The 13160-nt window shown below is 68.3% G+C and carries 12 protein-coding genes; 8 read left to right on the top strand and 4 right to left on the bottom strand.

Features of this window, described 5'->3' with window-relative positions; translation table 11 throughout:
- Positions 1–124 precede the first annotated feature (124 nt).
- Positions 125–1732, top strand: a complete 1608-nt coding sequence (locus tag EGH21_RS11720; RefSeq protein ID WP_220618664.1) for a DUF255 domain-containing protein — start codon at positions 125–127, stop codon at positions 1730–1732.
- A gap of 223 nt (positions 1733–1955) precedes the next feature.
- The gene (locus tag EGH21_RS11715; protein ID WP_220618663.1) at positions 1956–2762 is read left to right on the top strand and encodes a TrmB family transcriptional regulator; all 807 of its coding nucleotides are present in this window, start codon (positions 1956–1958) and stop codon (positions 2760–2762) included.
- A 10-nt stretch (positions 2763–2772) separates the two neighbouring features.
- On the opposite strand, the gene mptA is transcribed toward EGH21_RS11715, so the two are convergent.
- Both mptA and ahbB read right to left on the bottom strand, forming a co-directional pair.
- Complete coding sequence (gene mptA, locus EGH21_RS11710) at positions 2773–3699, bottom strand: GTP cyclohydrolase MptA (RefSeq protein ID WP_220618662.1); 927 nt, start codon at positions 3697–3699, stop codon at positions 2773–2775.
- Between the two features lie 182 nt (positions 3700–3881).
- A complete protein-coding gene (gene ahbB, locus EGH21_RS11705; protein WP_220618661.1) occupies positions 3882–4919 on the bottom strand; it encodes a siroheme decarboxylase subunit beta in 1038 nt (345 codons plus the stop codon).
- A gap of 109 nt (positions 4920–5028) precedes the next feature.
- Here ahbB and EGH21_RS11700 point away from each other — a divergent pair, with 109 nt between their 5' ends.
- The 5 genes from EGH21_RS11700 (at position 5029) to EGH21_RS11680 (ending at position 9517) form a co-directional block, all read left to right on the top strand.
- Complete coding sequence (locus EGH21_RS11700) at positions 5029–6114, top strand: anthranilate phosphoribosyltransferase (RefSeq protein ID WP_220618660.1); 1086 nt, start codon at positions 5029–5031, stop codon at positions 6112–6114.
- A complete protein-coding gene (locus tag EGH21_RS11695) occupies positions 6111–6752 on the top strand; it encodes an NADPH-dependent F420 reductase (protein ID WP_268899062.1) in 642 nt (213 codons plus the stop codon). The genes EGH21_RS11700 and EGH21_RS11695 overlap by 4 nt, the downstream gene beginning before the upstream one ends.
- A gap of 97 nt (positions 6753–6849) precedes the next feature.
- Positions 6850–7848, top strand: coding sequence for a S1C family serine protease (locus tag EGH21_RS11690; RefSeq protein WP_220618658.1), 999 nt, complete (start codon positions 6850–6852; stop codon positions 7846–7848).
- 51 nt (positions 7849–7899) lie between these two features.
- Positions 7900–8829: an alpha/beta fold hydrolase gene (locus EGH21_RS11685; RefSeq protein ID WP_220618657.1), complete on the top strand. Its 930-nt coding sequence runs from the start codon at positions 7900–7902 to the stop codon at positions 8827–8829.
- A 139-nt stretch (positions 8830–8968) separates the two neighbouring features.
- Positions 8969–9517, top strand: coding sequence for a peptidylprolyl isomerase (locus tag EGH21_RS11680; protein ID WP_220618656.1), 549 nt, complete (start codon positions 8969–8971; stop codon positions 9515–9517).
- Positions 9518–9528: 11 nt separating this feature from the next.
- Here the strand turns inward: EGH21_RS11680 and EGH21_RS11675 are convergent, their stop codons facing one another.
- Entirely contained in the window at positions 9529–11877 is a 2349-nt protein-coding gene (locus EGH21_RS11675; protein ID WP_220618655.1) for an amino acid permease, read from the bottom strand.
- 188 nt (positions 11878–12065) lie between these two features.
- On the opposite strand from EGH21_RS11675, the gene EGH21_RS11670 reads away from it, so the two are divergent.
- A complete protein-coding gene (locus EGH21_RS11670) occupies positions 12066–12842 on the top strand; it encodes an MOSC domain-containing protein (protein WP_220618654.1) in 777 nt (258 codons plus the stop codon).
- Between the two features lie 199 nt (positions 12843–13041).
- On the opposite strand, the gene EGH21_RS11665 is transcribed toward EGH21_RS11670, so the two are convergent.
- A partial coding sequence (locus tag EGH21_RS11665) for an integrase core domain-containing protein (RefSeq protein WP_220618984.1) occupies positions 13042–13160 on the bottom strand: 119 nt, incomplete at its 5' end.

Genomic DNA, 13160 nt, shown 5'->3' with positions numbered 1-13160 from the left:
TTTCGTTTCGACGAGCTCGGGGTGGAAGGATTTCGTGAGCGCCGTGGACGCCGGATATCCCGCCTCGTCGGCCCGCGCGGTCGGAGTGACAGCCCCTTTGTACGCCCACCACCGACCCCGACACATGGACGAGTTCGCGGCGGACACGAAAGTCGAGTGGCGGGAGTGGGGCCCGGAGGCGTTCGAGCGCGCCGCCGACAGCGGCAAACCGGTACTGCTGTCGCTGACCGTGCCGTGGAGCGAGGAGTGTCGGGCGATGGACCGCGGGACCTTCGGCGAACCGCGCATCGCGGCCAACGTCAACGACGGGTTCGTCCCGGTGCGGGTCGACGCCGACCGGAACCCCAGAGTCCGGGAGCGCTACACGATGGGTGGGTTCCCCTCCACCGTCTTCCTCACCCCGGAGGGCGAGGTCATCAGTGGCGCGACGTTCCTCGGTCCGAACGGGTTCCGCGGCATCCTCGACAGCGTGCGCGAGTCGTGGGACGCCGAGGGGACCGCCGCTGGGTCGATTCCCCGACAGTTGCAGGACGAAGCGCCGCCGGCCGGCGAGTTGCGCGCCCGCATCGAGGAGCACATGATAGAGCAGTTGCTCGGGGCGTTCGACGAGGAGTTCGGCGGGTGGGGGTCGGACGTGAAGTTCCCGCTGCCCCGGACCATCGAGTTCGCACTCGTGCGGGCCCGCGACCAGGCGACCCGCACGCTCGAAGCGGTTCACACGCACCTGTTCGACACCTACGACGGCGGCTTCTTCCGGTACGCGACGGGCCGGGACTGGTCGAACCCCCGCCGGGAGAAACTGCTGGACGAGAACGCGGCGCTCGTGCGGGCGTTCGCCCACGGCTACCGCTACACCGGCACCGAGTCCTACCGCGACGCCGCCCAGCGCACCGTCGAGTACCTCTCGACGGACCTCTGGACGGGCGACGCCTTCGCCGGCAGTCAGGCGGGCGACGACGACTACTACCGCCTCGGCGCGACGGACCGCGAGGGGCGGGAGGCACCGCACGTCGACGAGACGGTGTTCGCCGACCGGAACGGCCTCGCTGTCGACGCGCTCCTGTGGCTCCACGCGTACACCGACGACGAGCGGGCGCGGCGGTACGCGGTGCGGGCCCGCGACCACGTCTGCGAGACGCTCGTCGACGACGGCGAGGTGGCCCACTACGCCGCCGCCGAGAGCGACACCGGCCTACTGCTGGACCAGGCCCAACTCCTGCAGGGGCTGACGACGAGTTGGCAGGTGCTCGGCGAGAGCGGTCCCGCCGAGGCCGTCGCCGACTGGACCGTCGAGCACCGCCAGCAGGACAGCGGGGCGTTCCGGGACGGCCCCGAGACGGGCGCGGGCCTCTGCGGGCGCTCGCTCCACCCGCTGGACGCCACCGTCGAACTCGCCGACGCGCTGGTCGACCTCGCGGCGCTCACCGGCGAGGACCGCTACCGGACCGTCGCCACCGAGGCCGTCGAGTCCTTCGCCGGCGCGGCCGAGCGCATGGGCGTCGAGGTGGCCGGCTACGCCACCGTCGCCGCCCGGTTGCGTGACCCCCAGACCCTGCGGGTGGGCACCGAGGCCGGGACGGACCTCCACCGGGCGGCGCTCCGACTGGCCGACCACGAGACGACCGTCGTCCCCGACCCCGACGGCGACGGTGTGGCACGGCGCTACGAGGGCGAGACGGTGACCGCCGAGGGCGAGACGCCCGCCGAACTCGAAGCGGCGTTGACGGAGTAGCGAGGGGCCCGCGGAGCGCGGCCCGCGACGGACCGGTGACCATCGGGAGCAGTGGAGCGGTAACGGGGGCTCGAACGGCGTGAGAGGTCTCGGGAAAGCGCAGCGGTGGAACCGCGAGCAGTCCCGCGGCGCGCGCGGCACGCCCTCGATAAGGAACGGCGAGAAACGTGGAGAAACGGTAAACCTGCGACGAGTTTTTGTTTCTGGACCGAGAGGGAACGGTATGGCGAGTTTACGAGACTTGGGGCTCTCTGAGTACGAGGCGCGAGCGTACCGGTCGTTGCTGGAGACCGGGCCGACGACGGCCAAAGAGTTGTCACGAGCTAGTGACGTTCCGATGGGCCGCATCTACGACGTACTCAACAGTCTGGAGACCTACAATCTGGTGCGGAGTCAGACGGCGAGTCGGCCGAAGAAGTACGTCGCCGTCGAACCGGACACCGCGCTGGACCGGTTGCTAGACGACAAGAAACAGGAACTCGAAGCCAAGGCCCAGCAGTACGAGGACATCGTCGACAACCTCTCGGACCAACTGGAGACGGCCGAACCGGTCGAGGAACCGTTCTGGACGGCCGCCGTCGGCCCGGAGGAGACGCTGGACTTACTGCTGGAGCGGTTGGCCGCCGCCGACTCCCGCATCGTCATGGTGGGGTCCTCGCCGGCCAGACAGGTCGACATCATCGAAGCGACCGAACGCATCGTCGACGAACTGGTCGCGGCGCTCGAACGGGGGGTCGACGTGTCGCTGTTGGTGCGCCCGGACCTCTTCGAGAGTCTGCCCCGGGAGGCCAACCGCGAGTACTACGACCGCCTCTCGCCGTACGAGAACTACCACGCCCGGGCGACGCCCAACATCACGACGACGTTCGAACTCATCGACGACACGGAGGTGTGTATCGAAGTGCCACACCCCCTCGGACGGGAGGAGACGTTCGGCGTCATCGACCTCAAGGACCCGGAGTTCACCGCGGACATCAGCAAGGCGTTCGACGACCACTGGGAAGAAGCGACGACTATCAACCCGCCCTGACGGACACCCGTCAGTCGGTGAGTTCGGACCGCAGATCGCCGAACTCGGCGACGCGTTCGGCGTGGGCGTTGTGCTGGTGGATGGACTCGTCGTTGGACTGTTTCATCGTGACGATGGCGTCGTCCGGCAGGTCCGGGAACTCCTCGACGACGCCCTCGGCCATCGCCCGGACGCAGTCCTCGACGAACTTCGCGTCCTTGTGGGCCTCGAAGGTCATGTGGTCCTCGTCGGGCCGTTTCGCGAGGTTGTAGATGCGGGCGCTCATGGAGTCGCGGGCCACCTCGATGAGTTCGTTGAGGTCGACCTCCGGCGCGCCCTCGCTCTCGACGGTGAGCGTGGCGTGGCCACGCTGTGAGTGACCCGCCTGTGGCATCGTCTCGAGGAACTCGTCGATGACCTCGTCCTCGACCTGCAGGTTCCGGAGGGTCTGCCGGGCCCGCGACGCGGACATCCCCTGTGAACACGGACAGACCGTCATCCCGGTGACGCGGGCACCGATCTCCTCGCTGGTGCCGTCCTCGGTCGCCGTCGCCGAGGCGATGATGTCGGCCGTCGACTGCGTGGCCACGTCGCTCTCGGGGGTCGTCTCGTGGGTGACGTACTCCGCTTCCATCCGGACCTCCGCCTTCGTGGTGTAGTCGTGTTTCGCCAGGAGCAGTTCGGCGGCGTCACCGCAGACGTCCTCGACGCGGTAGGCCTCCTCGGAGACGGCCGTCTCCAGCGTCTCGTCGATGACCTCCATGTTACGAGACATGTCGGCACCCTTCCGCCACGACGGGAGGTCGACGTACACTTCGAACTCCGCCATGAGGACGATGGGGTCGCGGTCTCGCCGTCCGAGTTTGACGAGTTTGTCGACACCCGTCACACCGACGCGGTTGAGACCGACTGTCACGTCCGGACTCGACGCCTGCACGTCCGGGAGTTGCTGACTCATTGGCCCGTCTTAGGGAGAGACCCGGTTAGTGCTTTCGGAACCCGTGGTTCTGGGTCGGCCTCTCAGTCCCTCTGTCCGGCGTTGACCGGGCCAGCGAAGTCGGTCATCTGCCCGGCCGGTGCCCAAGGAGAACAGTGACGAAACGGTTGTGGCAATTGCTACCAATCCAGCTATCGACGGGTCTACTCGCTCACGATGTCGTCGTACCGTGCGCCCGTCTGTTTCAGCGTCTCCGTCGAGTACAGTCGGTCGTGGTCGAACGGGAGATACTCGCCAGATAACTCGTCTATCTTCTCGTCGACGGCGTCGGCGTCGCGGCCGTGAATCATCGTGAAGAGGTTGTACGGCCAGTCCTGTTCGGGACGCCGCGGGCGGTGATAGCAGAGCGTGACGTAGGGCAACTCGCCGACTCGCTGGCCCAGTTCGTCCAGTCGCTCGTCGGGGACGTCCCAGACGACCATGCAGTTGTTGTCGAACCCGGTCGTGATGTGGTTGACCACACAGCCGATGCGCTTGATACAGCCGTCGTCCCGCAGTCGTTCGATAGCGTCGAGGACGTCGTCGACGTCGGCGTCGACGGCGTCGGCTACGTCGTGATACGGCGTCGCCGTCAGCGGGAACCCCTCCTGTATCTCCAGGAGGAGTCGCCGCTCCAGCGCCGAGAGGTTCGCGGCGGCGTCCTCGCTGATGCGGGTGGCGCTGGCGTCGGTGTCCTCGATGGACTCCCTGGCGAACCTGTCGCCGTTGACCACCGGGAATTCGAGGTCGATGTAGTAGTCGGTCAGCATCGGCAGGACGAGGACGTCACACCCGGTTCTGGCCTCGATGTCGTCGAGAATCGCGTCGCGTCTCTCGCGGGACCCGGCGGTGACGACGAACCACATGTTCCACTCGTGGTCTCTGGCGTAGTTGTGGTTCACCTGCCGGTACTCGTTGATTACCTCGGCCACTTCCTCGAAGCGGTCCTCGGGAGCGGCGACGGCCGCCAGCGTCGACGACCCGATGACCGGCGGGTTCAGCACCGCCCCGAACCGGCGGAAGATACCGGCCTCGCGCAGTCGGGCGACCCGTTCGAGGGCCTCGGCCCCGGAGATGTCCAGTCGTTCGCCCACCACCTCGAAGGGGCGCTCGCAGACGGGGAAGTCGCTCTGGAACTCGTCGATGAGAGCCGCGTCCACGTCGTCGATACGCTCGCGCCAGTCACCCGACCGGAGGCTCATTGTCACGTATTAGGCGTGAACGGGTGTATCACTTTCGGGAGTGGCCCGGATTCCCGCGATATAGGAACGAAACACAGGGGCTTTCAAACTCGGTCCCGAACCAGTTCGCATGGCACAAGCGACCCGTGAGTACGGCGAGTGGCCCCTCAAACGGCTGATGACCGAGGTCGTCGGCTCCGGCCACAAGTCCGCGGACGACATGAGCCGCGAACAGGCCCGCGAGGCGTTCCAGCGCATCCTCGACGACGAACCCGACCACACGACGCTGGGTGCGTTCTGGCTGGCCAACCGCTGGAAGCGTAACACGCCCGAGGAACTGGGCGCGTACGTGGACGTCATGCACGAGGAGTCCGTCGTCACCGCCGAACCCGACGCCGACCCCGTCGACTGCGGGGCCAACTACGACGGGAAGGGCCGGTCGGCCATCTTCGGCGTCGCCGCCGGCCTCGTCGCCGCCGCCGCCGGCACGCCCGTCGTCGTCCACTCGGGCGACCGCGTGCCGACACAGAAACAGGACGCCTACAAGCACGTTCTGGACGAACTGGGCGTCAGCACGGAACTCGACCCACAGGAGAGCGCCGACATGGTCGACGAGGTGGGCTTTGGCTACTACTACCAGCCGGCGTTCAACCCCGGAATCGACGCCCTGTTCGACCGCCGCGACAACATGGGTGTACGGACGTTCGTCAACACCGTCGAGACGCTGGCCAACCCCGCCGGCGCCAGCGTCCACCTCGGGAGTTTCTACCACCTCCCCTTCGCGAAGAAGATGGTCCGCACGCTGAACAACGCCACCTCCAGCACCGTCGAGCGTGCGCTGTTCTTCCAGGGGATGGAGGGGTACGACGACGTCCGGCCCGGCGAGACGGTGGTCGCCGAGTGGCCCGTCGAGGGCGACGAGTCCGACGACGAGGACATCGCCGACTTCGAGATTCGCACCGGCGAGTTCGGCATGGACGTCACGAGCGAGGACCTGCAGGTCGAGGACGTCGCCGGTGACTCCGCGACCATCACCGAAGCGGTACTGACCGGCGAGCGGACGGGCGACTTCGCCGACGCCGTCGCGCTGAACGCCGCCCTGCGCATCTACGCCCGCGAGGACGCCGACAGCATCGAGGACGGCCTCGAACAGGCGCGAGCGGTCATCGGCGACGGGAGCGCCGCCGCGAAACTCGACGCCCTCCGCGAGTTCTGAACCGCCGCGACGCTTTTCGTCCGGGAGCGCCTCTCCCACGTATGCGAATCGGAATCGTCGGTACCGGGAGCGTCGGAAGCGCCCTCGCACGGGGGTTGAGCGCGGCCAATCACGACGTGGTACTCGGGTCACGCGACCCGTCGTCGGCGTCACCGGACCTCCGCGATCGGGCGGACGTCGTGGCCGTCCTGGACCAGCGAGCGGCCGCCGCCCACGGCGACGTCGTCGTCCTCGCGGTGCCGGCGGGCGTCGTCACGGATGTGGCGTCGGACCTCGCGGACACCCTCGCCGGCAAGACGGTGGTCGACACCACGAACGAGTACCCGGCGGCCGGCGAGGACCGAGCGCTCGCGCTCCGTGTCGCGGACGTACTCCCCGAGGCGGCCGTCGTCAAGGCGTTCAACACCATCGGGGCCGAGCGGATGACCGACCCCGTCGTCGACGGCGAGCGAGCGACCATGTTCGTCGCCGGGGCGGAGACCGACGTCGTCGAGCGACTGGCGGCCGACCTCGGGTTCGACGTGGTCGTCGCCGGCGACCTGTCGACGGCCGGCCACCTCGAACACCTCGCGCGCTTCTGGATACACCTGAGCGTGGCCCGTGGCCGCGACATCGCGTTCCGGTTCCTCGAATCGTAGGGCGTCGCCGTCGCCGATACGTACATATAGACGTAGCCAGTACCTCAGGTGAGTCTTGTTGGCACGGGCCACGCCCGACAGCTGGACTCCGAGCGTGATGTCAGACAAACAAACCATCAGAGCACTGTACGAGCAGACCATCCCGTCCGTCGTCTCGGTGTACGTCACCGACCGCGGCGACGACCGACGCCGCGGCGGCGCCGGGTCCGGGTTCGTCTACGACGACGAACACGTGGTCACGAACCAACACGTCGTCGGCGACAGCGACTACGTCGAACTCCGCTTCCACGACGGCGAGTGGCGGACCGGCGCCGTCGTCGGCGACGACCCCTACACCGACCTCGCCGTGGTCCACGTCACGGACCTGCCCGACGACGCGGTTCCGCTCCCCGTCGCCGACGCGAACCCCGACCCGGGCGAACGCGTCGCCGCCATCGGCAACCCGATGGGACTGGACGGAACCATCACCGTCGGCTACGTCAGCGGGACGAACCGGTCGAACCCCACGGGCACCGGGTTCACCATCCCCGAGACCATCCAGACCGACGCGGCGGTCAATCCTGGCAACAGCGGCGGCCCGTTGCTCACCCTAGACGGCACCGTCGTCGGCGTGAACCGAGCGAAGGGCGGCGACAACATCGGTTTCGCCATCGCGCCGACCATCGTCCGACGGGTCGTCCCCGTCCTCGTCGCGGACGGACGGTTCCGCCCCGCGTACCTGAACGTCCGGACCATCGACGTCTCGCCCACCGTGGCGGAGGCCAACCGTCTCGAGGAGACGACCGGCGTCCTCGTCGTGGACGTCGGCGGCGACTCCGGCACGACGCTCCGTGGCTGTGACCGCGTGGTGCAGGTCCGTGGCCGCGAGGTGCCGACCGGCGGCGACGTCGTCGTCGGCGTCGACGGCCGGACGGTCCGGTCGACGGAGGAACTGACGAGCTATCTCCTCACGGAGGCCGACCCCGGCGACACCGTCGAGGTGACGGTCCGCCGCGACGGGGTGGAGTTCACCGACAGCGTGACGCTGGGCGAGCGACCGGTGCCCGGGTCCCGGCCCCGCCGCGGCCGTGGTCGACGCGGCCCGCTCACCCGCTGAGTCGGGTCGGCCGGCGGAACCCATTTTCTCGCGCGGGCCGAACACCCACCGATGCCCTCGACAGACGCCCACTCGGACACCGAGTGGACGGTCCCCGCCGACGGCGACGTCTGGTCGCACACCACCGTCGAGACGAACGGCGTCGAGTTACACGCGGTCACCGCCGGGCCGGAGGACGGCGAGTTGGTCGTCCTCCTGCACGGCTTCCCGGAGTTCTGGTACGCGTGGCACCACCAGATTCCGCCGCTCGCCGAGGCGGGCTATCGCGTCGTCGCGCCGGACATGCGCGGCTACAACCGCTCGGAGAAGCCCGACGGCGTCGCCGCGTACCACGTCGACGAACTCGTCGGGGACGTGGTCGGCCTCGTCCGGGCGTTCGACCGCACGTCGGCCCACGTCGTCGGCCACGACTGGGGTGGCGGCGTCGCGTGGCAGACGGCCATCGAGCGGCCAAGCGTGGTCGACCGACTGGCCGTGTTGAACGCGCCCCACCCGAGCGCCTTCGAGCGGTTGCTCCGGTCCTCGCCATCTCAGCTCCGGAAGTCGTGGTACATGTTCTACTTCCAGTTGCCGTGGCTGCCGGAGTTCGGACTGGCGTGGGACGACTACGCCGTGCTGGACCGCATGCTCGGCGAGGGGACGGTCCGGCCCGACGCGTTCACTCGGACGGACATCCAGCGGTACAAGACCGCACTGGCTCAGCCCGGTGCTCGGACGGCCACGGTCAACTACTACCGGGCGCTGGTCCGCCACGCGATCAAGTTGTCGCTGACGGCGGGCGGCGTCGGCGACCGGTCCGTCCACGTCCCGACGCTGCTCGTCTGGGGCGAACAGGACGCCGCACTGGACGTCCGCCTCAGCGAGGGGTTAGAGGAGTGGGTGCCGGACCTCCGCGTCGAACGGCTCCCCGACGCGAGCCACTGGGTGCAGTTCGACGCGCCAGAGCGAGTGACCGACCTGCTGGTGGACTATCTGGTGTGACCCGAACCGACCTGTCGGCGGCGTGTGCGAGTCGGGGCACCCGCCGGTCGTCGCCGGACCGCTCGTGTTCGGGTCGGGCGACGACCGGTGACGCGCCGTAGTGGGCAAGCTTTTCTGGGGTGCATCCGTCCGACCGGGTATGAGCGACCTGACAGCGACGCTCCACACCACGGCTGGCGACATCGAAGTCGAACTGTACGACGAGAAGGTCCCGAACACCGTCGAGAACTTCGTCGGGCTCGCGGAGGGCGCGAACGACTACGACGGCACCGAGGTCGGGCCCGGCACCGGCGCGTGGGAGGACCCGGAGTCCGGCGAGAAGCGCATCGACCCGCTGTACACCGACATCGAGATTCACCGCATCATCGACGACTTCATGATTCAGATGGGTGACCCGACCGGCACCGGCCGTGGCGGCCCCGGCTACACGTTCGACGACGAGTTCCACGACGACCTCTCACACGAAGGGCCGGGCGTCCTCAGCATGGCCAACCGCGGCCCGGACACCAACGGCTCGCAGTTCTTCATCACGCTGGGCGCACAGCCACACCTCGACGGCAAGCACGCCGTCTTCGGTGAAGTCGTCGACGGGATGGACGTCGTCGAGGACATCGGCGACGCCGACACGGACGTGAACGACGCGCCGACGAGCCCGATGCTCCTCGAGTCCGTCGAGATTCACCGATAAGGACAGCGACGCTAGCTCCGTTCTGGGGTGCCGCCGCGGCTCGACCCGCGCCGCGGGAACCGCTTTCTGAGGTAGCGCACGACCGGGAACAGCCGTTCGCTCATCCGGTCGGAGACGCCGGTCTCGCTGGCGTACACCAGCACCGGCACGTCCATCTCCTCGGCCAGTCTGACCACTTGGTCCGGCGTGCTGCCGAACAGCGCCTGTCTGAGCCAGCGGTCGCGCGAGGCGCCGAGGATGAGGACGCCGCCGTTGTCGGACGCCGTCTCGACGAGGCCCGCGGCGACGGACTCGGCGGTGATGTTGTGGACCTGTGTCGTCTCGACGCCCTCCAGCGCGTCGAGCGTCGTCCCGGAGGTCTCGTCGGTGCCGCGGTCCCCCGAGGAGACGTTGACGAGGTGGAGTTCGCTGCCGTTCTGTCCCAGTTTGTTGACGAGGGGGAGCAGGGCCTGATGGTGGGGGCCGCCGCCGGCGCCGATGTTGATGACGTCGAGGTCCTCCGCGGTGACCGTCTTGTCGGCGAAGAACACGTCACACGGCGCCTCTCGCTCGACCGTCTCGGTGACGTCCTGGTGGCGCTCGGGGTAGCCCATCAGAACGAGGTCGGCCTCGTCGTCGCGGGCAGTCTGGACGATGTCGAAGGCCACGTCGCGGCAGGTGTGTCCCTCGACGGTGTAGTCGACGTCGAGGCCGGCGTCGGCGAGTTCCGCCTGGATGCGCTCGGTACGGGCCTGTGCGGTGTCCTGAACCGTCTCCCACGGCGTCTGGTCGGGCACCTGCGTGACGGTGAGGACGTGGACGAGTGGATCCTCGTCCGAGACGGCCGCGAGCGCCTCGCCGAGGCGCGCGTACCGTAACGCTCGGTCCGGTCTCGCGATGGGGATGAGGACGCGATAGCGGCCTTCCGACTGTTCACCACCCGTCGTCCCGGCCGACTCCGGAACGACCTCACGAAGCAGGTCTTCTTCCACCGGCGCACCGCCCCAGAGGACGTAGGCCACGACGAGCGCGACCGTCAGGAGGAGGCCCACCACGACGCCGATTCGCGGGAGATTGTAGATGAGTCCGATGTTCGCGAGGACGCCGACGACGGGGACGACGGGGACACCGGGAACGCTGAACCCGCGCTCGATGTCGGGGAACTTCCGGCGGGAGAAGATGAGCGCGATGTTGACCACCGCCAGCGGCATGAGGAGGTTCAGCGTGGCAAAGCCGGTCAACGCCGTCAGGCCGAGGTCGGTCAGCGTGAGCGGTCCGAGGACGGGGAGCGCAACTGTGAGGTCGAAGGGCACCAGTCCGCCCTCCGCCGGGAAGACGGCGATGAAGAGGACGATGAGCGAGACGATGGTGGCCGTCGCCGTCATGACGCTCCAGAACGGCGTCCCGTACTCGCGGTGGATGCGGGCGAACCGCCGGGGGGCCTGCCCCTGCCGGCCCATCAGTGACCCGATGGAACTGGCCGCCAGTATCGAGGCGTTCGACGCCGACACCATCGAGAAGATGGCGCCGGCGACGATGAGCGACCGACCGATGCTCCCGAGGAAGCCGGCGGCGACCTCGCCCATCGCCGTCTCGCCCTGCCGGGCGATGACTTCCGGCGGTACCGGCGAGTTCACCATGGCGACGATGACCAGCGCGTACAGTATCGTCACCGTCACCATGCTCGCCGCGATGGCTCGCGGGACGGTCTTCTGGGGTTCGATTATCTCGCCGGCGCTGGCCGCGATAGCCGAGAACCCGAAGAACGTGATGAACGCGAGCGCCGAGATGGTGAGGATGTCGATGGGGCCGCCACCGAAACTGGTGGCGAACTCGGTGACCGCCGTCGACGGCCCGCGGAACGCGAACGCGCCGCCGATGAACGCGAACAGCACCGCGACCTTCGCGCCGGTGACGATGAGCTGGAACCCGCCGCTCTCCTCGGTCCCGCGAGCGTTGAGCACGCCCAGCAGGACGGCGGCGAGGACGCCCGTCGTCCCGTGCGGGAGGACGTGCAGCGACTCGGGCAGGACGAACTCGAAGAACCACTCGTCCATCGTCGCCAGATAGAACGCCGTCGTGCCGGTGTAGCCCAGAAACAGTGACATCCCGATACCGTAGGTCAGCAGGTCGCGGTCCTCGAAGGTCCGCGAACAGAAGAGGTAGCCGCCGCCGTTCTCGGAGTAGATAGAGGCGAACTCGGAGTAGGCCGCCGCCGTCACGCCGGCGATGAGCGCGGCGATGACGAACGCGATGACGGCGCTGGACCCGATGGCCGCCACGGCGGTCCCCGACAGCGAGAAGATGCCCGCTGCGATCATCGTCCCGAGCCCGATGGCGAAGGCGATTTTGAAGTCGAGGGTCCGGGTGTGTTCGACCATTCGTCTGCACTCGCATTGTTCCACCCATCACGTAACCCTGTCGCTTTCGGGGGTTTCGTCAACTGTGCGACAGTCGTGGTCGCGCTCGGTCACGTGCGACGCGACACGGTGCGGAGCAGCCGCCATGCGTCACCGCCGACCGGTGCGGTGGGTAACGGCTATGCCCGTCGCGCCGCTGTCCCCGAACAGTGGCACACATCGACCGACTCACCGTCTATCCGGTGAAGGCACTGGACGGCCACGACGTCGAGCAGTCGACCGTCCTCCCGGGTGGTACCTTCGCCCACGACCGGGAGTTCGCGATGTACGACGCCGACGGCGACGTGGTCAACGGCAAGCGAACCGCTCGCGTCCACGACGTGACGACGACCTACGACCCCGAGACCCGGACGCTCGACGCGTCTGTTCCCGGCGTGGGCGCCGAACAGTTCGACCTCGCTACCGAGTCGGGACGAGCGCGTGCGGCCGAGTGGCTCGGCGACGTGTTCGGCGTCGACCTGACGATAGCGAGGGACACGGAGCGCGGCCACGTCGACCGGCGGGAGATGGGCCCCTCCGTCGTCAGCACCGCCACGCTGGAGACGGTGGCCGGGTGGTTCGACGACGTGACCGTCGACGGGATGCGCCGCCGCCTCCGCGCGAACGTCGAGGTGGGCGGCGTCCCCGCGTTCTGGGAGGACCGCTTCGTCGGCGCGGACGCCCCGGCGTTCGAGGCCGGCGGCGTCCGCATCGAGGGCGTCACCCCCTGTGGCCGCTGTGTCGTCCCGGAGCGCGACCCCAACACGGGCGAACAGACCCCCGACTTCCGCGAGCGGTTCCTCGAACGGCGCCGCGAGACGTTCCCCGAGTGGGCCGACCGCGACGCTTTCGACCACTTCTACACGCTGATGCTCATCGGTCGCGTGCCGGAGGCCGATAGAGGTGAAACGGTCGCCGTCAACGACGACGTGACGATAGTGACGTGAGCTGGGCGGGGCGACCGACAGTCGACCCGTCGACGTGGCGAGTCAGTCGGCGCTGCGTCGGGGGACGTAGCCGCACGAACAGAACTCCTCGGCCGGTGCGAGGGCCGCGCCGCAGTCGGGACATCGGAACGTCTGGACGTCGGTTCGCTGGTGGGTTGCCATTGTCGAACTACTGCGACTCGTCCGTTACGGGCACTGTCTAGTTCTGGATGACCTCACCTGGCGTTTTGCCGTCGAGTGCCTGGTTCGGTCGTTCGTGGTTGTAGTGGTGTCTGAAGCGTCGTAGCCACTGTTTCGCGCTGGATTGACTGCCCCTCC

Origin of the sequence: Haloarcula rubra (assembly GCF_019599465.1) — an archaeon.
Lineage (GTDB): Archaea > Halobacteriota > Halobacteria > Halobacteriales > Haloarculaceae > Haloarcula > Haloarcula rubra.
This window is presented reverse-complemented; position numbering and strand designations above follow the sequence as displayed.

Coding starts and splice junctions, on each gene's coding strand:
- EGH21_RS11720 (WP_220618664.1), top strand. CDS start 125: ATGGACGAGTTCGCGGCGGACACGAAAGTCGAGTGGCGGGAGTGGGGC.
- EGH21_RS11715 (WP_220618663.1), top strand. CDS start 1,956: ATGGCGAGTTTACGAGACTTGGGGCTCTCTGAGTACGAGGCGCGAGCG.
- mptA (WP_220618662.1), bottom strand. CDS start 3,699: ATGAGTCAGCAACTCCCGGACGTGCAGGCGTCGAGTCCGGACGTGACA.
- ahbB (WP_220618661.1), bottom strand. CDS start 4,919: ATGAGCCTCCGGTCGGGTGACTGGCGCGAGCGTATCGACGACGTGGAC.
- EGH21_RS11700 (WP_220618660.1), top strand. CDS start 5,029: ATGGCACAAGCGACCCGTGAGTACGGCGAGTGGCCCCTCAAACGGCTG.
- EGH21_RS11690 (WP_220618658.1), top strand. CDS start 6,850: ATGTCAGACAAACAAACCATCAGAGCACTGTACGAGCAGACCATCCCG.
- EGH21_RS11685 (WP_220618657.1), top strand. CDS start 7,900: ATGCCCTCGACAGACGCCCACTCGGACACCGAGTGGACGGTCCCCGCC.
- EGH21_RS11680 (WP_220618656.1), top strand. CDS start 8,969: ATGAGCGACCTGACAGCGACGCTCCACACCACGGCTGGCGACATCGAA.
- EGH21_RS11675 (WP_220618655.1), bottom strand. CDS start 11,877: ATGGTCGAACACACCCGGACCCTCGACTTCAAAATCGCCTTCGCCATC.